The 22,321-nt window shown below is 68.0% G+C and carries 7 protein-coding genes and 1 pseudogene; 3 read left to right on the top strand and 5 right to left on the bottom strand.

The window, feature by feature from the left end; genetic code table 11:
• Positions 1 to 348: 348 nt before the first annotated feature.
• Both MMB17_RS02105 and MMB17_RS02110 read left to right on the top strand, forming a co-directional pair.
• A complete protein-coding gene (locus MMB17_RS02105; protein WP_238311768.1) occupies positions 349 to 1,263 on the top strand; it encodes a helix-turn-helix domain-containing protein in 915 nt (304 codons plus the stop codon).
• A 59-nt stretch (positions 1,264 to 1,322) separates the two neighbouring features.
• Positions 1,323 to 1,919 (top strand): SLOG cluster 4 domain-containing protein, encoded by a 597-nt coding sequence (locus tag MMB17_RS02110; protein ID WP_241102096.1) that lies wholly within the window; start codon positions 1,323 to 1,325, stop codon positions 1,917 to 1,919.
• 116 nt (positions 1,920 to 2,035) lie between these two features.
• Here the strand turns inward: MMB17_RS02110 and MMB17_RS02115 are convergent, their stop codons facing one another.
• Both MMB17_RS02115 and MMB17_RS02120 read right to left on the bottom strand, forming a co-directional pair.
• A complete protein-coding gene (locus MMB17_RS02115) occupies positions 2,036 to 2,737 on the bottom strand; it encodes an orotate phosphoribosyltransferase (RefSeq protein ID WP_238311767.1) in 702 nt (233 codons plus the stop codon).
• A gap of 226 nt (positions 2,738 to 2,963) precedes the next feature.
• Positions 2,964 to 3,269, bottom strand: a complete 306-nt coding sequence (locus MMB17_RS02120) for a hypothetical protein (protein ID WP_241100905.1) — start codon at positions 3,267 to 3,269, stop codon at positions 2,964 to 2,966.
• Positions 3,270 to 4,061: 792 nt separating this feature from the next.
• Between MMB17_RS02120 and MMB17_RS02125 the strand changes: the two genes are divergently transcribed.
• Positions 4,062 to 4,256 carry a metallophosphoesterase family protein gene (locus MMB17_RS02125; protein WP_241102312.1) on the top strand — a complete coding sequence of 65 codons (195 nt, stop codon included), beginning with the start codon at positions 4,062 to 4,064 and terminating at the stop codon, positions 4,254 to 4,256.
• A 51-nt stretch (positions 4,257 to 4,307) separates the two neighbouring features.
• On the opposite strand, the pseudogene MMB17_RS02130 reads toward MMB17_RS02125, so the two are convergent.
• From MMB17_RS02130 to MMB17_RS02140, 3 genes and pseudogenes are all read right to left on the bottom strand, one after another.
• Positions 4,308 to 4,538: pseudogene (locus MMB17_RS02130) on the bottom strand (integrase core domain-containing protein); the annotation flags it as partial.
• 497 nt (positions 4,539 to 5,035) lie between these two features.
• Positions 5,036 to 6,289, bottom strand: a complete 1,254-nt coding sequence (locus MMB17_RS02135) for a glycosyltransferase (protein ID WP_241100906.1) — start codon at positions 6,287 to 6,289, stop codon at positions 5,036 to 5,038.
• 46 nt (positions 6,290 to 6,335) lie between these two features.
• The gene (locus MMB17_RS02140; RefSeq protein ID WP_241100907.1) at positions 6,336 to 22,301 is read right to left on the bottom strand and encodes a beta strand repeat-containing protein; all 15,966 of its coding nucleotides are present in this window, start codon (positions 22,299 to 22,301) and stop codon (positions 6,336 to 6,338) included.
• Between the last annotated feature and the right edge of the window lie 20 nt (positions 22,302 to 22,321).

A 22,321-nucleotide genomic window follows, 5' to 3' on the forward strand; every position in this document is an offset into this window, starting at 1 on the left:
TCCAGCGGAGACGTCGTCCGCCGGTCCGTTTTTGAGTGTCACGGACGAGTATATATTTCAAGACAGATCTATAAATGTGGATGCACGCGAAGTGGTCAGCCCACCTATTTTTATTGCACCGCAACAGCGAGGCATGCGCTCAAGTCGGATCTTCGCCGCCAATTTCCGCAAATAGGGCCGATAGCTATGCGCGAATTACATGAGCGCTTGATGGGCATGCAGGAAATTTGTGCAACAAGGCCGCGTCGCGGCGGGTGTCGTGCGACGGCTCGTTGACCTTGCCTGTTCAACCCCTGAAGTCTATTTTTCGAGACACCTGGGCAAGGCGAGGCACCTGGGCAAGGATGGATGGCGACTGTGTTCGAAGAGATCGGAAGGCGCCTACGTGCTTATCGCATCGGTAGCGGCCGCACTGCCGAGGAGCTGGCCAGGGATCTCGGAGTGTCCCGCGCACTCGTCTACAAGATCGAAGCCGGTGAGGTGATCAAAATCGAAACGCTTGATCGCCTTTCGACCGTGCTGGGCACGTCGATGGCATCCCTTTTGGGAGTCGGTGTTGAGTACTATTCCAGTGCGCTCGGATATTTTGAGCGCATGCGTCAGGTCGAAGAAGAATCCGATCAAGTCATAGCCCATTTTCCGCCGATTTCTTACCTGCTGTCATCCGATCAATACAAAGATCATTTGCGGAAGATGTTGGTCGAATCGCTCGGCCCTGAGGGTCCGAGTGAAAAGCAGTCCGATGAAATCGACGCGGTGATAGCGGTTCTGAACGAGCGCAAGGCCGCGCGGAGGACGAGGCATTTTAGTGTCGTCAACTTCGTGACGGTTCCGGAAATCGAACGTTTCCTCCGCCTCGGCGTCGTGGGGCGCTTCGATCTGCCGGAGGACGAACTGGCGCGTCGCCGGATCGCGGCTCGATTGGAAATTGAGCATCTTCTGCGCCTCATCGAGAGCGAGCCCATGGGGGTGCAGATCGCTTTGATCGAGGAAACGTTGCCGAACGTCACCTTCCAGCTCTTCAAAGGCAGTCGCCGCACAATGGTCGGCCTCAGTCCGTTCCGACTTGGCGGCGAGCTTCCGAACATCCGCACCGGCGTCGCGACCTTGACCGCGGATGAGGAACCGGTCCGTCTCTATGAGTCCCTGACCGCCGATCTCTGGCAAAGGGCCCATAAGGGGTCGGATGCCGTTGCGCTCCTGCGGACGGTTCTCGATCGATCCGGGGAACCGGATTCCGTCCGCCTGCAGCGCGCCTCGTGAACGGGGACGAGGCCGACCTCGAACGGCGGCTCCGCGTCGACAGAACACGCAATCTGCTCATGGACGGTCGGGGTCGGTCCTTCCGTCCGGACACGCGGTGCTGGAGTGAAGCGGGTTCCGGGCACGACGGCGAGTGCGTCGATGCCGTGGCGGCGGTCCGCTGGCTGCAGCGAGACAGCGGCTCGCCGCTGCGCTGGCCGGTGGCGGTAGTGGGAACGCGAGCTGCCACCGATGCCCAGAGGTCCGCGGCGGAGGTCGTGGGGATGGGCTTGGCCGGTGCCGGACTGACGGTCCTGTGCGGCGGCCGGGAGGGCGTGATGGAGGCCGTCTGCCGCGGCGTGGCGAGGGCGGGCGGTGTGAGCGTCGGGCTCCTGCCCGACGGGGATGTTTCGGGGGCCAACGACTTCGTGACGATTCCGCTCGCCACCGGTATCGGCGTCGCACGCAACGCTCTCATCGCCCGGGCGGCCTTCGCCATGATCGCCGTCGGGGGAGGCAACGGCACCTTGTCGGAGATCGCCTTCGCCCTTCAGTTCGGGAGACCGGTCTTCACTCTGGGGGGCGCCCCCGAGCCCGACGGCGTCCGCCGCTGTACGGACGCGGCCGATGCGGTGGAAGGCATCTGTCTGCAGATCCTGGGTCTGGCTCCCGCCTAGAGCGTTTTCTGCGGAAGCGGCTGCCGGTTCCGCGAAAGAAAATGCGTCACTATCAAATAGATAGAGCATTTTCGTGATCCAGGAATCATGGGAAAATGCTCTACGAGACGATCGGTTCAGCTCTGACCAAACTCTGAAATTCCCCCGTGAGCGGCGGACCATTTGGCCGGCTCGTTCAGAAAGCTTTCGACTTCGTCGAGCACAGCGCCCTCGAAATGCCCGCTATCCTTCGCGACGGCGAGGACGTCCCACCATGTGGTCAGGTAGTGGAGGTGGACACCCAGCTCGTCCATCAACTCGCGGCTTTTCGGAAAGATGTCGTAGTAGAAGAATACGAAACAGTGATCGACGTCCGCCCCGGAATTCCGGAGAGCCTGACAGAAGTTCACTTTGCTGCGTCCGTCCGTTGCGAGATCCTCGACAAGCAGAGTCTTGGCGCCCACAATCACCTCGCCCTCGATCTGCGCATTCCGGCCAAACCCTTTGGCCTTCTTGCGCACGTACTGCATCGGCAACATCAGGCGGTCGGCAATCCACGCGGCGAAGGGAATACCGGCAGTCTCGCCGCCCGCGATGTTCGTAATCGACTCGTAGCCGATGTCGCGCACGATCGTTGCCGCGGCGAAGTCGATCAAGGTAGACCGCAGGCGCGGATAGGAGATGATCTTGCGGCAGTCGATATAGACCGGGCTCGCCCAGCCAGACGTGAAGATGAACGGCTTGCTCTCGTAGAAATTCACGGCCCTGATTTCCAGAAGCATCTTCGCGGCTTCGCGAGCGATCAGGCTCCGGTCGATGGGCAGGAAGGACATGGCCATGCGCGTGTTCTCAACGTTGACGGATACGCCTCCCGCATTCGCACTGGAGGCTAGAGGCCCGATCTCCTGGCGAAGTTCCTTCCTGCCGACGGCAGACCGCGTCAACCCGCAAACGGATCCAAATCGCGCCGAAGCACAGATCTTCGCCCGATCCGGAGGTCTGGACATCCTATGATTCCCGCGAGCGGATGCGCCTTTCCTCGCGCCGCTTCAAAGCCGAGGGAAGCTAGGCGAGCTTTATCTGCGCCATGCGGTCCAGGAGCGCGAGCCGCTCCGCAGCCGGACGCCCTTCCAACCGCTCCATTTCTTTCACGTAGCCGAGCATGGTCGCGAATATCGAACTTCCCGTTTCGGCATCGCATGGACTCTCCTCGTAGAGGCTCACGATCCTGCCCGCGAGGTGCCGCAAGACGAAGACGAAGGCCGGATGCGCCGCGGCCAACCTTTCGTCGGAGCGAAGACGTTGCAGCAGGGCTTTGTATGTATTCACGCCGTCGTGCTGGCGCTCCAGCCAATCCAGAAGATCGTACATCTTTCGACATGTTCCCGATAAGGTCTGCGGGTAGGTCCGTGTCGCGGGAGGACGGCATCCTGCGATCGGACCCGGAGGGGATCCGGAACTGGAGGCCGACCGCGGGCTTCAGATCTCCCGACGCCTGCGGATCGCACCACGCGCCGGCTGCCTGTGCACCGTCGTACCCAGGTCTCTTCCGGACCGCGGCACGGCAATGGCGGCGCTCCGTGCCTCAATCATCACATATCTGTCCGCAGCGGAAGAGCCCGTCGTGCACGCCGCCACGACATCGCATCGCCCGAGGCATAGCCGCTCGAGGATGCCGGAAGCTGCATTGCCGCCGTGCGACCTCGGCATCCCGACGACCGTCGACCGTTCGAGAGGCCGGCACACGGCCTCTCGAGGCGGACCGCCGCCATTCTCCGGCAGCGATCGATTTGGAGGTTCCGCTGCGCCGCGGAGCGGGGCAATTGGACGACAGCCCACCGTCCTCGACCAGCATCTGCGTGGCCGACCCTCAGAGCGAGGTCCCGCCGGATCGCGGCCAGCGCGACCATCCGCTGACGGAACTCAACGGGGTATGCAGGACGAGGCTTGGGCATCGGGAAAACAGCTCACGCGAAAGCGTTCTCGGTATCCACCAAACCGGGACAATCACACCCCGCGGCCCGGACTTGCACGCTCGCCTCGGCCAGGACAGGGGCGCCGCCCTCCCATGAGAGGCCGCCATGATACGCGCAGGCTCGCACCCGTCCGACTGACCGCCGGAGTGCCGCCGCGTGCGGAGCCTGCGCTTCCCGCGAGGCTCCGATGCCATCCAGAATCCTGTTCACGTCCGAGCTGCATGTCGGCCACCGGGCACTGCTCTTTGAGTGGATGTCGACCCGTCGACAGTTCGCCTCCATTGAGGAGCACGACGAGACGCTGGTGGCGAACTGGAACGCCACCCTGCGCCCCGAGGATACCGTCTGGTGGGTCAGGGTCAGGCTTGTGCTCCACGAGTAGCTTGGCCGGCGAAGCCGATCGGGCAAGCGCAGCCGGCCAAGCAGCCAGGGCTGGCACGAACACTCCGGGGGCTGGCGGCCGGTAGCCGAACGCGCCATGCGGGCGGATCGTGTTGTAGTGCCGGCGCCAGCTCTCGATGATGATCCGCGCCTCCTTCAGCGTGTAGAAGATCTCCCCGTTCAGGAGTTCGTCCCGCAGCCGTGCGTTGAAGCTCTCAACGTAGCCGTTCTCCCACGGTGCCCCCGGGGCGATGTAAGCAGTCTGGCTGCCGACCGCCCGGATCGCCTCGGGCACGCTCTGGCCTTGCGAGACCAGCACGTCCACCTGCCGCAGCTTGGCGATCACATCCTCCGGCTTGTGCCGTTTCGTTCCCATCTGTCCGCCCTCGTCCTGGCCCGAAGCCATACCTCAGGGCAGATCACTCCTCTGGGGAAGGATCACGGGTGCTGCCAACCACTTTTCCAATCAGGCCCTTCCGCGCTGTAAGCCCGAGCGACGATCCCGCTCTGTGACCGGGATGGTACAGGTGCGCTGGCGCCATCTCGCCCGCAACGACAACGCTCGCGTCTTCCAGATCCGCCTCCCCCAGGCGGCTCGATCCGGGTGCTCAACGCGCTCCGATCCGCATCAGCCTCGGGTCCGTGCCGAATTCACAAGCACGTCACGCAGCGGACATCTTCGCGGTTCCAGCGTGGCGCGGATCGAATTCGAACGCATCGGAAAACCGGCCGCTTCCCGCGACCCAGTCGTTGTGCGTCGTTAGCTTGATGAAGCTCGATTTATCGATCGAGGATTATTCGTTCCAGCCGCGGATTGCAGATCGATACCAAGTCGAATGTCTCGATGATGCTTTGGCGGCCAGCGGTTCGCAGGCGGTCGCTGTCGGCCCGGTCGGCGAGGGCGGCAATGGCGCGCTCGGCGAGCACGTCTGGCGCGAAGAAGGGGAAGACGAGCCCGTTCTCCCGATGGCGGAGGACCTCCCGGACCGGCGCGGTCTCGGAGGCAAGGACAAGGGCGCCCGCGCTCATCGCCTCGAGCATCGACCAGGAGAGCACGAAGGGATAGGTGGCGTAGACGTGGAGCGCGGCGATCCGGAGGACCGCGAGATAGGCCTCGTAGGTCAGCCGGCCGACGAAATGGACGCGGGCGAGATCGAGCCGGGACCCGACCTCCCGGAGGAAGACGTCCTTCCAGGTCGATCCCTTGGGGGGGGCCGGCCCGTAGCCGCCAGCGGCATCGCCGACGATAACCGCCCGGGCCTGCGGCCGGCGCGCGAGGATCTCGGGCAGGGCCCGCATGAAGACATGGTAGCCCCGGTAGGGCTCCAATGTCCGGTTGACGAAGGTCACGACCTCGTCGCCGGGCCCGAGCGTCAAGGTCCGGCCGGCTGCCGGGATCGTCAGGGTGAGCGTAGCGTCCGGGCGGGGGCTCACGAGGGCCGTGTCGATACCCTCGTGGGCAATCAGGATCTTCTCCCGCAGGCTAGGCGGAAAGGTCGAGGCCTGGAAGGCGGTGGGCGCGATGCCGAGATCGGCGTCGACGAGCGCCTGGGTCATCGCGGCGTTACGAGCGCGGACCCGGGCGCGCACCAGGGGATCTCCGTCGAGAGCGGGGGCGAATTCGGGATCGAAGTCCACGTCGCTGCCCTCCGCCGCGTAGTAGAACTCCGCGTGCAGGATCAGCCGCACCTTCGGCCAGACGTCGCGCACGAACAGGGTCTCGCCCCAGCCGCCATGGCCGACCACGATATCGGGCTCGTAGCCCGAGGCCTTGAGCGAAGCGAGGAAACGCGCCACGGCCAGCCCCCGGGCCGTCCGCTTGGCGAAATGCTCGGCCACCGGATGCTCGAAGAGGATAGGATCCGGTCGATGGGGGTAGGCGAGCGTGCGCACGATCCGGGGCTGCGCGTTGCCCTCGCGCGTGATGGCGAGAACCTCGACGTCCGGCCGCCGGTCCAGCGCCTGAGCGACGTGCCGGAACTGGGCGGGGAAGTTCTGGTGGAGGAACAGAACCCGGTAGGGGCGGCGCGCCATGGCCCGCTGCTCGCTGGATAAGCCCCGGCCTGCCACCCCGATCCCGTCAGGCCACTTGCAGATGGATGTCGATCTGGGTGTTGTGATCGTCCATCATCTGGAAAACCTCGTAGGTGATGCCGTGCTCGACGGTCGTCGAATGGGTATCCGTCGCCCCCGAGAGCGTGACCGTATCGCTGCCGGTGCGATTGATGGTCAAGACGTTGCTCGCCGGGGCGAGGTCCGTCAGGATCGTGGAATCGATGATTGCACTGCTGCCGCCTCCGAAATCGAGTTCCTCGACCCCCGAGATGCCGGTGAGGACCATGTTGCCGCTGCCGACGAAGTGCACGGCGTCGGAACCCGTCCCCCCGTCGATCGTGTCGGAGCCTGAGCCATCGACGTAGAAGACGTCGTTGCCTGCACCACCCGAGAGGAATCCTCCGCCGCCGCCCGTGAGGGTGTCGTTGCCGTCTCCACCGGATAGGATGCTTCCCCCCGTACCCGTCAGCGCATCGTCATGCGTCGAGCCGACGACGTTCTGGATGTTGGTGAGCGTGTCCCCAGCCGCGTAGCCGCCGCTCGCGGTGCGGGCCGAGAGGTCGACCACGATGGCGGCGGTGGATTGGCTGAAGTCCACGGTATTCGTCCCGCTGCCGCCGTCGATGACATCGAGGCCGCCGCCGGCGACGAAGGTGTCGTTGCCCGCGCCGCCGGAGAGAAAGTTGATCCCGGCTCCGCCAGCGATCGTGTCGTTGCCGTCACCGCCATAGAGGTCGTTGTTCTCTGTCCCGCCCGTGAGCCAGTCGTCGTGGGACGAGCCGACGAGATGCTGGATGCCGGTGAGGGTGTCCCCCTGGGCGTATCCGCCTGAAGCCGAGCCGTTGGCGAGATTGATGTCGACCGCGGCGTCGGAACTGTGGAAGTCCGCCGTGCCCATGGCGTGGCCGGAGGCATCGAGCGTCTCGCCCGCTCCGCTCGCGGTGAGCGTGACCTGATCGCTCTCCTGGGCAACCTGCACGGTGATCCCGTAACTGTCCGTCAGACCGTGGCTGTCGGTGGCCGTGAGCGTCAGCGCGTAGGAGGATCGGGCAGCGTGGTTGAGGGCGACGCCGGACTTGAGTTCGAGGGTGGTGCCGGAAATCTCGAAGAGGCTGGCATAGGCGCCGGAGAGAGAGACCGCAACGCTGTCGCCGGCATCGGGATCGCTGGCCGTGAAACGCGTCACCGAAGCGCCGGCCTGTCCCTCGCCCACGCTCGGCGAGGTGGAGTTCGCAGTGACATGCGGCGCCTCGTTGACGTTGTCGACGGTGATCTGGAGCGCCTGGCTGGTGCTGGCATGGCCGTCCGAGGCCGCAACCGTCACCTTGTAGATGTTGTCATGGTCGGCGTCGGAGGGCTGCTCGTAGTCGGGTGACGCCTTGAAGGTGAGAGCGCCCGTCGAGGCGTCGATCGCGAACAGCCCCGCATCCGTGCCGCTGATGGAATAGGTCAGCGCCGTGCTGCCAGGATCCGTGGCCGTCACCGTGCCCGCAGCCGCCGTATTCTCCGCAACCGTGCGGCTAGCCGCCGAGGTGATGGTCGGCGCCACATCCGCAACGGTGATCTGCACCGCCTGGGAGGTGGTGAGATGGCCGTCGGAAGCCGCGACCATCACATCATAGATGTTGTCGTGGTCGCTGTCCGAAGGATTGGTGTAGCTCGGCGCGGCCTTGAAGGTCAGGGCACCGGTCGAGGCATCGATGGCGAACAGCCCCGCATCTGTGCCACTGACGGAATAGGTCAGCGCCGTGCTGCCGGGGTCGGTGGCGGTGACGGCACCAGCGCCGGTCTGGCCCTCGTTGACCGTGCAGCTCGCCGCCGAGGTAATGGTCGGCGCCACGTCCGCAACGGTGATCTGCACCGCCTGCGTGGTGGTGAGATGGCCGTCGGAAGCCGCGACCATCACATCATAGATGTTGTCGTGGTCGCTGTCCGAAGGATTGGTGTAGCTCGGCGCGGCCTTGAAGGTCAGGGCACCGGTCGAGGCATCGATGGCGAACAGCCCCGCATCTGTGCCACTGACGGAATAGGTCAGCGCCGTGCTGCCGGGGTCGGTGGCGGTGACGGCACCAGCGCCGGTCTGGCCCTCGTTGACCGTGCAGCTCGCCGCCGAGGTAATGGTCGGCGCCACGTCCGCAACGGTGATCTGCACCGCCTGCGTGGTGGTGAGATGGCCGTCGGAGGCTGCGACCGTCACCTCGTAGATGTTGTCATGGTCTTTGTCAGAGGGACTGGTGTAGCTTGGCGCGTTCCTGAAGCTGAGGGCGCCGGTCGAGGCGTCGATGGTAAAGAGGTTGGCGTCCGCGCCTCCGCTGATCGAGAAGCCGATTACGGAGGGGCCGCTGGGATCGGTGGCGGCGACGGTGGCGGCGGCCGTCTGGCCTTCGTTCATCGTGTGGGTCGCCGCCGAGGTCACGGTCGGCGCGACATCGGAAACGTTGATCGTGACATCCTGGACGTGGGTCGACCCATCCGAAGCGGTCGCCGTCACCTGCACCATTCGCGTGGCGGCGACGGCGTAGGAGAGGCTCGCACCACTCGCCAGCACGAGATTGTTGCCGGAGAGCACGAACAAGGAAGCGTCGGCGCCACCAGTGATGGTGTAGGTCTGGGAGGACCCATCGCTCGACGCGAGAGTTGCAGCAGCGGTCCCCGAGGCGCTGCCCTCGGCGATGGTGTTTTGAGTGACAGCGATGCCCATGCCGGCAATGAGCTGGGCTGCCGTCAGCGTCCCGTCATCGAACTGGAACTTCTCGACATTCTTGACGGTGTCGGTCCCGTCGGGCCCCGCGATCGTATAGGTCACCGTCGAGAGGGCGTAGGTGACAGTATAGGCCGAGCGATTCCCGGAATAGATGGCCGTGTCGGTTCCCATACCGCCGTCGATGATGTCGTTTCCGGCGCCGCCCGTGATGGTGTCGTCCCCGCCCGCGGTGGCATCGCCGATGACGCCAGAGCCCGGAACGTTGATGTTGTCGACGGCGAAGCTCTCATTGTTGCTGGCTTCGTTGAAATTGGCGCCGAAGCCGAGGGTCAGTACACCGTTCGAGGGCGTGGGCAGCGTGATGGTGAGCGAGATCTTGTTGTCGTTGCCGCTCCAATACGACGAATAGTTTCCCTGGGTCAGGTTCGCCGTGTAGGTTACGTCCGCAGCGCTCTGAAACGTGAGGTTCGAGAGACTCAAATTTCCCGACCAGCCGGTGCTGTTTGTCACCGTGAGAATCGCGGCACCATTCGCATAAATCCGGACGCCTTCTCCGCCATCGGCGGAATCGAGCACGTAGACGTCGAGACTTATCGTGGTCGTAGCAGTGGAAGGATCCGTGAGCTGGTAGCTCCTCGAAATCTGCTGCGCCCAGGTGCTGTTGTTGCCGCTTCCAGCAATGTTGCCCAGGACGGCGTTGCCGTCGAGGAGTTGCACGGTCGGGACGACACTTCCCCCAGCTGTCATCCAGCTGGAGTTCCCGGTGTCAAAGGTCTCGAGGCCAATCGATCCAAAGGAGTCCGCGTCACCGCTGATGAAGTCGTTGCCGATGCCGCCAACGATCATGTCGTTGCCGAGCCCGCCGATGACCCGGTCATTGCCGTCGCCGCCGTCGATGCGATCGTTACCGTAGCCGCCATCGAGCGTGTCGTCGCCGCCACCACCGGTGATGGAATCGTTGCCGCCCGCCTCCATCACGACGGCGTTGTCGAGCATGATCGAGCCGCCGTCTGACGAAGCGAGCTTGAACTCGACCTTGTCGCTGCCGGTGCCGGTGAAGAGGTAATCGAAGGTCTGCCAGGAGTTCGGGAAGGCACCGATTCCGACCGTGTCGATCTTCGTGCCGTTGACCAAGATACTGAGCTGCGCGGAATAGTTGGCGAGATTTCCGAGGTCGAACTGGACGAGATAGGTACGGCCGGCGGTGGTCGAGACCGTCTGCCAGACGTCCGTGGTCCCACCCGTGAACATGCGCAGCGACTGGTTCTCCGCGGAGCCGCTGGCGAGATAGACGCTGTCGCTGATCTGGATCTGGTTGTTCGCGGTCTGCCAGCCGGTACCGACGTAGCCCGATCCCGTCGCGACGTTGCCGTTCGTGTAGCGGCCGGTGGAATAAGCCTCGAAGTTGCCGTTGGTGAGAAGGTTCTGGCCGTTCGCGACGGCCACCGCGTAGGTCGTCAGCTTGCCGAGGTCGTCATCGCCCCTGATCGTGTCGTTGCCGGCGCCGCCCGTGAGGGTGTCATTGCCGGCGCCGCCCGTGAGCGTGGAGCCCGTATCCGTCGCCGTCAGCGTGTCGTGATAGGTCGAGCCGGTCACGCTCTCGATGGAGGTGAGGGTGTCGCCTTGGGCATCACCGCCACTTGCCGTCTGGTTGGCGAGGTTCACGGTCACCGCGGCGGCCGATGTGACGTAGGATGTCGTGTCCGTTCCGGCGCCCCCGTCGAGGATGTCGGCGCCTGCTCCCCCGACGAGCGTGTCGTCGCCCGCCCCGCCGATGAGCGTGTCGTCGCCCGCCCCGCCATCAAGGACGTTGGCGCCCCCATCGCCCGTCAGCGTATCGGCGTAATCCGTTCCGGTGAGATTCTCGATCTGCGCGAGGGTATCGGTGACGAGGCCGGCGGATTCGAGCCCGCTCGCCTGGGTGGCAAGCTGCTTGATCTCCGACTGGGTCAGCGCCGTGTTGAAGACCGCGAAGTCATCGACCTGGCCATCGAGGAGATTGGCGGCGTTGGAGTCGCGGCCGAGATAGTTGCTGGTGAAGGTCCCGCCCGTCGGGAGGATGACCGCGCTGTCCGTATTCGAGGCCAGATCACCGTTGATGTAGAGGGAAAGCCGTCCCGCCTGATAGGTCACGGCGACGTTCATCCACTGATCGGCGACGATGTAGCTCGAGGAGGCGGCAACGCCCGCGATGCTCTGTCCGAGGGTCGTCGCCCCAGCGAGATCGCCACGGATTTCGGCGTAGAGGTTTCCGTTGGATTGCTTCTGTAGGAACAGCCACTGATTGTTAGCGGTGCCGATCTTCCAGACGCCCTCTTGTACGCCGCTCGTCGGATTGTCGAAGTTCACCCAGGTGGAGATGGTGAAGCTGTCGCCGAGCGACAGCGTGCCGATGGTCGCCGTATCGTTGGAGCCGCGGCCCTTGAAATCGAGGGCCGAGCTGTGGTTCGTCGGGCCGGCGGTCCAGCTCGTCTGGCCGTTGAGCGCAATCGCGGTACCGGTGTTGATCGCCGTTGCCGTGGCGCCACTGCCCTCCAAGAAGCCCCAACCCGCGACGAGGCTCGCATTGGTGTAGGCCGTCGCCGCTCCTTGCGTACCGGCGTCGCCACCATAGGCGATGCCGGTGGCGAGATTCGCGGTCACGCCGGAGGAGGAACCGGCCCAGCTTGCCGTATCCGTGCCCGCGCCGCCGATCAGGGCGTCCGCTCCCGCGCCGCCCATCAGCGTGTCGTTGCCGCTTCCGCCGAAGAGGATGTCGTCGCCTGCACCGCCCTTGAGGACGTCGTTGCCGCCGCCGCCGTCGAGGGCGTTGGTACCGGAATCACCGGCGAGATAGTCGCCGGTGCTCGAACCGACGAGGTTCTCGACGCCGGTGAACCAATCGCCCATGGCGTATCCGCCCCAGGCCCGCGTCGCGTTGGTGGTAGCCACGGCGAGATCGACGGTGACGCCGCCGCCCCAGAAGCTGCCCGAGAAGGTGACCGTGTCGATGCCGGCCCCGCCGCCGATCAGGCCATTGTTGCCGTTGTCATAGATGAGGTCGTTGCCGCTCCCCGCGTTGACCTGGATGCCGCCGTATTGAAGGTTGATGATGTCCGAGTAATTCGAGCCGACGATGACCTCGAAGCTCGACGTGACGTCGATGCCAGCGCCAACGGTGTTGTAAGACAATGCGTAGTTCGGCAGGAGCCGCACGGCGCTCGTTGCGCTCGCATAGCTGAGCGTATCGTTGCCGGCGCCTCCGTCGAGGGTATCGTTGCCCGCGCCACCTTCGATCGTGTCGCTGCCCGCTCCGCCACTGAGGGCGTTGGCGTTGGCATCGCCAGTCAGCACGTCGTTGTAACTGGAGCCGCTGAGGCTCTCGACGTTCGAGAGGCGGTCCCCCGCAGCATATCCTCCGGAGGCGGTCCCAGCGGCGAGATTCACCGTCACGGCGGCGTTGGACCAGGAATAGTCGACCGTATCGCTGCCGGCACCGCCATCGATCGTGTCGGTCCCGGCACCGGCGATGACGGTGTCATTGCCGGTGCCGAGGGCGATCAAGCCTCCCGATCCATTGACATAGACGTAGTCGGCGAAGGCCGAACCGACGACATTCTGAATGTTCGTGTAGGTATCGCCCGTGGCGTAGCCGCTTGCCCCGGTTCCCGCGGCGGCATAGGCGCCGGCGGTAGAACCGACATTGACCGTCACCCCGACCGTGGACAGCGCGTAATCGACCGTGTTCGTGCCGTTGCCGCCGTCGAGGGTGTCCGCCCCGGCACCGGCGACGAGGGTGTCGTTCCCGTCCCCACCCTGGAGGAAACTCCCGGCGCTGCCGGACGCCGAGAGGATCGCGGTAAGCCTGTCGTCGTAGGCCGAGCCGATGATGTTCTCGACGTTGCTGAGGACGTCGCCATTGGCATCGCCCGTAGAGGTCTGCGCGGTGGCGAGCATCAGGTCCACCGTCACCCCGGTGGTAGAATTCGCGTACGACACCGTATCGGTGTCCGCGCCACCGTCGATCGTGTCCGCACCCGCACCGGAGATCAGCGTGTCATTGCCCGCCCCGCCTGCAAGAGCGCTGCCGGCAGCGAGCGCCGTCAGGCTGTCGGCAAAGGCAGAGCCGATGAGGTTCTCGATGTCGGTGAGGATATCGCCCGCGGCGTGGCCGGGGGAATTCTGCGCCGTCGCGAGATTGAGGTCGACGGTGACGCCTGCGGTGGAGGCCGCATAGGACGCGGTGTCCGATCCGGAACCACCGTTGAGGGTGTCGTTGCCCGCGCCCGAAACCAGTGTGTCGTTGCCGGTACCGCCGGAGAGGACGCTGCCGTCCGAGCCGGCGGCAGAGACCAGCGCCGTCAGCGTGTCATCGTAGGCTGAACCCGTGAGGTTCTCGAAATTCGTCAGGACATCGCCGGACGCGTCGCCATTCGAGAGCTGTGCGGTGGTGAGGTTCAGGTCGACGATGACGCCTACCGCCGCGTTCGTGTAGGCGACCGTGTCGATGCCGGCGCCGCCATCGAGGGTGTCCGCCCCGCCGAGCCCCTCGATCGTGTCGTTGCCCGCACCACCCGAGAGGTCGTTCGCCGTCGCGTTGCCAGTGAGCGTGTCGTTATAGGACGAGCCCATGACCCGCTCGATCGAGATCAGCGTGTCGCCCCGGGCGTAGCCGCCGGACGCCGCGCCCGTCGAGAGGTTGAGGGTCACGGCGGCGGTCGAATAGCTGTAATCGGCCAAGTCGCTGCCAGTGCCACCGTCGAGGGTGTCCGCGCCCGCTTTGGCGATGAGGGTGTCGTCCCCCGCCCCGCCCGTGAGCCGTCCTCCGTTCTCGTTCGCAGCGAGCACGTCGGCATAGGCCGAGCCGATGATGTTCTGGATGTTCAGGAGCGTGTCACCCTGGGCGTCGCCCTTGGTGCCGGTGCCCGCGGCGACGGTGACGCTGAAGGCTTGGATCGAGAAGGTGCCCGCGAGGTTGACGCCGACCCCGGCTGCGGAGGCCGAGTAGTCCGCGGTGTTCGACCCGGTGCCGCCGTCGAGGGTATCCGCCCCGCCGAGGCCAATGAGGGTGTCGTCCCCCGCCCCACCCTTGAGGAGGTTGGCATTGGCGTCGCCGGTGAGAACGTCGGCATAGGTCGAGCCGACGATATTCTCGATCGAGACGAGGACGTCGCCGTCGGCATTGCCACCCGATCCCATCCCGGTGGAGAGGTTCACGGAGACGGCGAGGCCGGAGGCGGCATAGTCGGCGGTGTCGGTGCCTGCACCGCCGTCGAGGGTATCCGCGCCCCCGCCGCCGATCAGGGTGTCGTTGCCGGCGCCGCCGGAGAGGAGATTGGCGTTGCCGTCACCGGTCAGACTGTCGTCGTAGGCCGAGCCGACGACGTTCTCGACGTCGAGGATCGTATCGCCGTCCGCATCGCCGCCGACATTGATTCCCGTCGCGAGGTTGACCGTGATCGCGGCGCTCGAAGCCGCGTAGTCTGCCGTATCGATGCCGGCGCCGCCGTCGAGGGTGTCCGTCCCCGCGCCGCCCTTGAGGGTGTCGTTGCCGTCGCCGCCTCTGAGAGCGCTTCCCGCCGCCGCGGCGACGAGGGTGTCGGCGAAGGCCGAGCCGATCACGCCCTCGATGGACATCAACGTGTCCCCGGCCGCGTCACCGCCGGAGCCGGTCCCCGCGGCGAGGCTAACCGTCACGGCTGTGGCGGAGGCGGAGTAGTCGGCAATATCCGTGCCCGCGCCGCCGTCGAGGGTATCGGCACCCGAGCCACCCGCCAGAGTATCGTTGCCGGCGCCACCGGAGAGAAGGTTGGCGTGGGAATCGCCAGTCAGGCGGTCGGCAAAGGACGATCCCGTGAGGTCCTCGACGTTGAGCAGCACGTCGCCTGCGGCGTCGCCGCCGGAATTGAGGTTTGTCGCGAGATTCACGGTCACCCCGGTGGAGGAAGCCGCGTAGGTGGCGGTATCGGTACCGGCGCCGCCGTCGAGGGTGTCCGCCCCCGCGCCACCCGCCAGGGTGTCGTTGCCAGCGCCGCCGGAGAGGAGGTTGGCGGTGGCGTCGCCGGTGAGGGTGTCCGCGTAGGCCGAACCGACGAGGTTCTCGATCAGGGTGAGGGTATCGCCCTGCGCGTAGCCCCCCGAGGCCGTCCCGGCTCCGAGACTCACCGTCACCGCGGCGGTCGAGGCCGAATAATCCGCGGTGTCCGTGCCCACGCCGCCGTCGAGGGTGTCGTTGCCGGCCCCCGACACCAGGGTGTCGTTGCCGGTTTCGCCTTTCAGGAGGTTGCCCGAGGCGCCTCCGGAGCCGACGAGCGCGATCAAGCGGTCGTCATAGGCCGACCCGAGAACGGCTTGGAAGTTGGCGACGACATCCCCCGAAGCGTCGCCGGAGGAGACCTGGGCGGTGGTCAGGTTGAGGTCCACGGTCACGCCGGCCGTGGAGTTCGCATAGGAGAGGGTGTTCGTGCCGGTGCCGCCGTCCAGGGTGTCCGCCCCGCCGAGGCCTTCGATGGTGTCGTTGCCGGCGCCGCCGAGGATCGTGTTGGCCGCCGCGCTGCCGGTCAGCGTGTCGTTGTAGGCGGAGCCCGTGAGGCCCTCGACGTTCAGGACGCCGTCGCCGGCCGCGTAGCCGCCCGCCGCGGCCCCGGTGGCGAGGTTCACCGTCACGGCGGCGTTCGACAGGGCGTAGCTGACGACATCCGTCCCGGCGCCGCCGTCGAGGCTGTCTGCCCCCGCCCCGGCGACCAGGGTGTCGTTGCCCGAGCCGGCCTGGAGGCTTCCCCCCGCGGCCGCCGCATAGAGGGTGTCCGCGAAGGCGGAACCGATGACGTTCTGGAGGCCGGCATAGCTGTCGCCCGCGGCATGGCCCCCGAGGCCGGCGCCCGCAGCGACGGTGCCGAAGGCGCCGGTCTGGCTCGCGGTGGTTAGGTTGACCGTGACGCCCGCAGTGGAGGCGGAATAGTCGACGGTGTTCGTCCCGGCGCCGCCGTCGAGGCTGTCCGCGCCGGCCCCGGCAACCAGGGTGTCGTTGCCCGCGCCGCCCTTCAGGGTGCTGCCGCCGGTCGATGCGGTGAGCGTGTCGGCATAGGCGGACCCGATCACGGTCTCGATGGAGACGAGCACGTCTCCCTGGGCATAGCCGCCGCTGCCGAACCCGGTGGCGAGGTTGACGGAGACGCCCGCCGTCGACGCAGCGTAATTCGCGGTGTCCGAGCCTGCGCCGCCGTCGAGGGTGTCGGCGCCCGCCCCCGCCGCGAGGGTGTCGTTCCCCGCGCCGCCCTGGAGACGCCCCGCGGTCGATCCGGCATAGAGCGTATCGGCGAAGGCCGAGCCGACGACGTTCTCCACCCCGAGATAGCTGTCCCCGTCGGCATAGCCGCCGAGGCCGGCGCCGGCGGCGACGGTCCCCAAGGCGCTGTTCTGGCTCGTGGCCGTCAGGTTGACCGCGACCGCGGCGGTGGAGGCGGAGTAGTCCGCGGTGTCGGACCCGCTGCCGCCATCAAGGCTGTCGATTCCGGCGCCCGCGACGAGGGTGTCGTTCCCCGCGCTGCCGGAGAGGGAGCTGCCCCCCGCCGCCGCGGTCAGGAGGTCGTCATAGGCCGATCCGACCGCGTTCTCGATGGAGACGAGGGTGTCGCCCTGCGCGAAGCCGCCGGAGGCGGTGCCGGCGGCGAGGTTGATGCCGACCGCGGCGCTGGAGGCGGAATAGTCGACCGTGTCGCGCCCGCTGCCGCCGTCGAGGGTGTCCGCGCTCGCGCCGGCCACCAGGGTATCGTCGCCCGCACCCGCCCGCAGCACGCTGCCGGTGGCCGCGGCGGTGAGGGTGTCGGCGAAGGCCGAGCCGATCACGCTCTCGATGGAGACGAAGGTGTCGCCCTGCGCGGCGCCGCCTGTCCCCTGGCCCGTGGCCAGATTGACGCCGACCGCCGCCGCGGAGGCGGAGTAATCGGCCGTGTCCTGGCCGGAGCCGCCGTCCAGCATGTCGGCCCCGGCCCCGGCGACGAGGGTGTCGTCCCCCGCCCCGCCCGTGAGGCGGCTGCCCGCCGCCGCGGCGGTCAGGGTGTCGGCGAAGGCCGAGCCGATGACGCCCTCGATGGAGACGAGGCTGTCGCCCTGCGCGGAGCCGCCGGAGGCCGTGCGTGCGTCGAGGTCGACGGTGACGGCCCCGGTGGAGGCGGAATAATCGACCGTATCGGAGCCCGCGCCGCCATCGAGGCTGTCCGCGCCCGACCCGGCCACGAGGGTGTCGTCCCCCGCTCCACCCTGGAGCGCGCTGCCCGCCGCCGCCGCGGCGAGGCGGTCGGCGAAGGCCGATCCCACCACGCTCTCGATGCCGGTGAGGAGATCGCCCTGGGCGTAGCCCCCCGAGCCCTGCCCAGTGGCGAGGTCCACGCTCACCGCCCCGGTAGAGGCGGAATAGTCCACCGTGTCGTTGCCGGCCCCGCCATCGAGGCTGTCCGCCCCCATGCCGGCCACGAGGGTGTCGTCCCCCGCTCCACCCTGGAGCGCGCTGCCCGCCGCGGCGGCGATGAGGCGGTCGGCGAAGGCGGAACCCGTCACGTTCTCGATGGAGGCGAGGACATCGCCCTGGGCATAGCCCCCCGAGCCCTGCCCGGTGGCGAGGTCCACGCGCACCGCCCCGGTGGAGGCCGAATAGTCCACGGTGTCGCTGCCGGCGCCGCCATCCAGCGTATCCGCCCCGATCCCGGCCTTCAGGGTGTCGTTGCCGCCGCCCCCCTTCAGGGTGCTGCCGCCGGCGGCGGCCATGAGCCGGTCGGCGAAAGCCGATCCGATCACGCCCTCGATCGAGACGAGAATGTCGCCCGCCGCATCGCCAGCCGAAACCTGGGCGGTGGTCCGCGCGAGATCGACGGTCACGCCCGCGGTGGAGGTCGCGTAGGAGACCGTGTCCGTGCCGCCGCCGCCATCCAGGCTGTCCGCGCCCGCCCCGGCGACGAGGGTGTCGTCCCCCAGCCCCGCATACAGCGCGCCGCCGACGGCCGATGCGGTGAGGGTGTCGGCATAGGCCGAGCCGATCACGGTCTCGATGTTCGAGAGGACGTCGCCCTGGGCATCCCCGCCGGCCCCGCGCCCGGTGGCGAGGTTGACCGCGACGCCGGCCGAGGAGGCGGAGTAATCGACGGTATCCGACCCGGTGCCGCCGTCGAGGGTGTCGGCGCCGCCCCCGGCCACCAGGGTGTCGTCGCCGGCCCCGCCGGCGAGGAGACTGCCGGTGGCCCCGGCCACGAGCCGATCGGCGAAGGCGGATCCGACCACGCTCTCGATGGAGAGGAGCGTGTCGCCGTCGGCACTCCCGCCGCCGACGAGGCCGGTGGCGAGATTCACGCTGATGCCGGCGGTCGATCCGGAATAATCGACGATGTCCGTCCCGGCGCCGCCGTCCAGGAGGTCGGCCCCGACGCCCGCGACGAGGGTGTCGTCGCCGGCGCCCCCATGCAGGGCGCTCCCCGCCGCGGCGGCCGTGAGCCGGTCGGCGAAGGCCGAGCCGACCACGCTCTCGATGGAGACGAGGATATCGCCCTGGGCGTACCCGCCCATTCCCTGCCCGGCGGCGAGATCGACCGTCACGCCGGAGGCGGAGGCGGTGTAGTCGACGGTGTCGGATCCCGTGCCGCCGTCGAGGGTATCGAGCCCCGCACCGGCCACGAGGGTGTCGTCGCCGGCCCCGCCATACAGAGCGCTTCCTGCCGCGGCGGCGATGAACCGGTCGGCGAAGGCCGATCCGACGACGCTCTCGATCGAGATGAGCGTATCGCCCGCGGCGGCGGCGCCCGAAGCCGTTCCGGCGACGAGATCGACGATCAGGCCGGAGGTGGCGGCGGAGTAGTCCACCGTATCGCGCCCGGCGCCGCCGTCGAGGGTGTCGGCCCCGAGGCCGGCGACGAGGGTGTCGTCGCCCGCGCCACCGGAGAGGAGGCTGCCCGTGGTCCCGGCCGTGAGCCGGTCGGCGAAGGCCGAGCCGACCACGCTCTCGATGGAGACGAGGGTATCGCCCGCGGCATCCCCGCCGCTCGCGGAGCCGGCGGCAAGGTCGACCGTGACACCAGCCGAGGAGGCGGAATAGTCCGCGATGTCCCGGCCGCTGCCGCCGTCGAGGGTGTCGGCCCCGAGGCCCGCGACGAGGGTGTCGTCGCCCGCACCGCCGACGAGGAGGCTGCCGGGGGCCCCGGCCGCGAGCCGGTCGGCGAAGGCCGATCCGAGGATGTTCTCGATGGAGACGAGGCTGTCGCCCTGCGCGTCCCCGCCGCCGACGATGCCCGTCGAGAGATCGACGGAGACACCGGCCGCCGAGGCGGAGTAGTCGGCGGTGTCGCGCCCGGCGCCACCGTCGAGGGTATCGGCCCCCGCGCCGCCCACGAGGGTGTCGTTGCCCGCCCCGCCGGAGAGCAGGTTGGCGGCCGCATCGCCGATGAGCATGTCCGCGCCGGCCGAGCCGATCACGGATTCGATCCCGATCAGCCGGTCGCCCTGGGCGCTGCCGCCCGCGCCGGTCCCCCGGGCGAGGGAGACGCTGACCGCGTCGGCGGAGGCGGCGTAGTCGACGGTGTCGCTGCCGCTGCCGCCCTCGAGGATGTCGGCCCCGAGGCCGGCGACGAGGGTGTCGTCGCCCGCGCCGCCGGAGAGGCGGCTGCCGCCCTGCCCGGCGACGAGACGATCGGCGAAAGCGGAGCCGACGGCGTTCTGGATGTTGACGAGGACATCCCCCTGGGCGGCGCCCCCGGAGACCGCCCCCGTGGCGAGATCGACGCGGACCGCGGCCAAGGAGGCGGAGTAGTCGGCGGTGTTCGTGTCGGCCCCGCCGTCGAGGGTGTCGGCCCCCGCCCCCGAGACGAGGGTGTCGTCCCCTGCCCCGCCCTGGAGCAGGCTGCCCGTCGCGCCGGCGGTGAGCGTGTCGGCGAAGGCCGACCCGATCACGCCCTCGATGGAGACGAGGGTGTCGCCCTCGGCATAGGCGCCGGCACCGAGGCCCGTCGCGAGGTTGACGGAGACCCCCGTGGTCGAGGCTGCGTAGTCGGCGATGTCCGTGCCCGCGCCGCCGTCGAGGGTGTCGTGCCCGGCGCCCGCGGCGAGGGTGTCGTCGCCGGCGCCGCCCTGCAGCAGGCTGCCGCTCGCGGAGGCCGTGAGGACATCCGCGAAGGCGGAGCCGATGACGTTCTCGACCGAGGTCAGGAGGTCGCCCTGGGCGCTGCCGCCGCTGCCGCGGCCGAGGGCGAGATCGACGCTGACGGCCGCCGTGGAGGCGGAATAGTCGACGGTGTCGATCCCGGCCCCGCCGTCGAGCGTGTCCGGCCCGAGCCCCGAAACCAGGGTGTCGTCGCCCGCCCCGCCCGCGAGGCCGCTCCCCGCCGCCCCGGCGGTCAGGAGGTCGCCGAAGGCCGAGCCGACGAGGTTCGTGATGCCGACGAGGACGTCGCCTGCGGCGTCGCCCCCCAAGCCCGTACCCGCTGCGAGATCGACGGTCACGGCGGCGGCGGAGGTGGCGTAGTCGGCCGTGTCGATGCCGCCGCCGCCTTCGAGGGTGTCCGCGCCGGCCCCGCCGATCAGCGTGTTGGCGCCGCCATCGCCGATCAGGTGATCGGCGTAGCGGCTTCCCTCCACGGATTGGAAGTTGGCGAAGCGGTCGCCGCGGGCGTATCCGCCGGCCGCCTCCCCGGTCGCGAGGTTGATCGTGACCCCCGCATTGGACGTCTCGTAGGAGAGCAGGTTCGTCCCGGCGCCGCCGTCCAGCGTGTCGGGCCCCGCCCCGGCGATCACCGTGTCGTCGCCGAGGCCCGCATCGACGGCGGTCCCGGGCGGGTTCGCCCAGAGCACGTAGACCGGGAGGCCGGTCACCGGATCCGTGTAGGCGGCGCTCGCCTCGTCGGTCACGTCGCGGACGGCGAACTGCACGGTGCCCGCGGTGGTGGTCGCGGTGTGCAGGCTGTCGCTCGCGATGTCGTAGTCCAGCTTGAGACTGAAGAACCCGTAGAACCCGTTGGCGTCCTTCTGCGTCAGGCCGTCCGGCAGGGTGTATTGCAGGTTGAGCGTGGTCGCCGACGGGTTCGCCGGATCGAAGGGGAGCGTGTAGACGCCGTTGACCGCCGTCACCCCGACGAGGCTCACCCCCGCCGGCAGATCGGAGACGTGCACGCCCTTGATGACCCAATCCGTGTTGGGCATCGCGGTCGTGATCTGCACCGTGCGGGAGGTCGTCCCGACCCCGGCATAGGTCGGGTCGTCCGCGTGGATGACATCCGCGAAGGCGGTTCCCGTGATGGTGTCCGTCGCCGACTGGGCCGCGTAATGCGTGTCCGTGTCGGCGGGCGCCACGGTCAGGGCGCCACCGATCTCCTGACCTCCGGCCGCGAGCGCCTTCGTCGCGACGCCGACGATCCCGAACAGCGCCGCCGTGATCTTCGGCGTCGGGATGTCGTACTGCCCGGCTCCGACCCCGGTCCCGTTGCCGACGTGGTCGGTATCGCCGGTCCCGGTATGGTCGCTGGTGCCGTTGTTGGTGAAATTGCTCGTGCCGGTGTTCGTGTAGTCGCTGGTGCCGTTGTTGGCGTGATCGCTGGTGCCGTTATGGGCATGATCCGTGGTGCCGTTGCCCGAGCCGGTCTTGTCCCCGTCGGACGACGCGGTCGGGGGCGTCGTGTAGTCGCCGGTATGGGTGTTCTCGACGACCTTCTTCGACGAGGAACCGGGCGTGGCGTCGCTGGCAGGCGCGGCTTTCGCAGGCGGCAGCGGCGGAGCGGGAGGCGTGTCGTAGTCGCCGGTGTGGGTGTTGGCGGCTTGAACGTTGTCGTTGGTCTTGGGCTTGGGCGGCTCGGCCTTCACCTCCACGACCGGCGACGCGGGGGGCTGGGGCGGAGGCGGCTCCTTTCCCGCCTCCTTCTGGGACAGGGTCTTGGGCGCCTCCTGCGAGCTCATGTTCGGGACGATCGGAACGTCCGACGCCACGAAGTTGCTCACCAGCGCGAGCAGCGACTGGGCATTGAGGGGCACGCCGTTGACGGTGAGCGAGGCCGCGCTCTCGTTGAGAAGGCGCAGACCGAACTCGAGCAGCACCAGGGACGCGCCATCGGGGAAGGTGATGACGAGATCGACGTCCCGCATCTCGACCTTCGCCCCTTCGAGGGGGAAGGTCAGCGCGATGCGCTGCCCTTCGACGGTCGGGACGATGTGGGTCTGCCCGCCCTCGGGCCGACCGACGCTCAGCACGCCGGCGCCGTTCGCGGGGCTCAGGCCCTCCTTCGGGGCCTCCGCCGTCGCGCTCTGCCCGCTGCCGTTGGAGGGTTCAGTTGCCATGTCGCGTCAGGCCTTCGAAA

The sequence above is a fragment of the Methylobacterium organophilum genome, from assembly GCF_022533465.1.
Taxonomy (GTDB): domain Bacteria; phylum Pseudomonadota; class Alphaproteobacteria; order Rhizobiales; family Beijerinckiaceae; genus Methylobacterium; species Methylobacterium organophilum.

Bases quoted from the DNA above. Each gene is read 5' to 3' on its own strand.
- MMB17_RS02120 (WP_241100905.1), bottom strand. From the start codon at position 3,269: ATGTACGATCTTCTGGATTGGCTGGAGCGCCAGCACGACGGCGTGAAT.
- MMB17_RS02135 (WP_241100906.1), bottom strand. From the start codon at position 6,289: ATGGCGCGCCGCCCCTACCGGGTTCTGTTCCTCCACCAGAACTTCCCC.
- MMB17_RS02110 (WP_241102096.1), top strand. From the start codon at position 1,323: ATGGACGGTCGGGGTCGGTCCTTCCGTCCGGACACGCGGTGCTGGAGT.
- MMB17_RS02125 (WP_241102312.1), top strand. From the start codon at position 4,062: ATGCCATCCAGAATCCTGTTCACGTCCGAGCTGCATGTCGGCCACCGG.
- MMB17_RS02105 (WP_238311768.1), top strand. From the start codon at position 349: ATGGCGACTGTGTTCGAAGAGATCGGAAGGCGCCTACGTGCTTATCGC.
- MMB17_RS02115 (WP_238311767.1), bottom strand. From the start codon at position 2,737: ATGGCCATGTCCTTCCTGCCCATCGACCGGAGCCTGATCGCTCGCGAA.
- MMB17_RS02140 (WP_241100907.1), bottom strand. From the start codon at position 22,301: ATGGCAACTGAACCCTCCAACGGCAGCGGGCAGAGCGCGACGGCGGAG.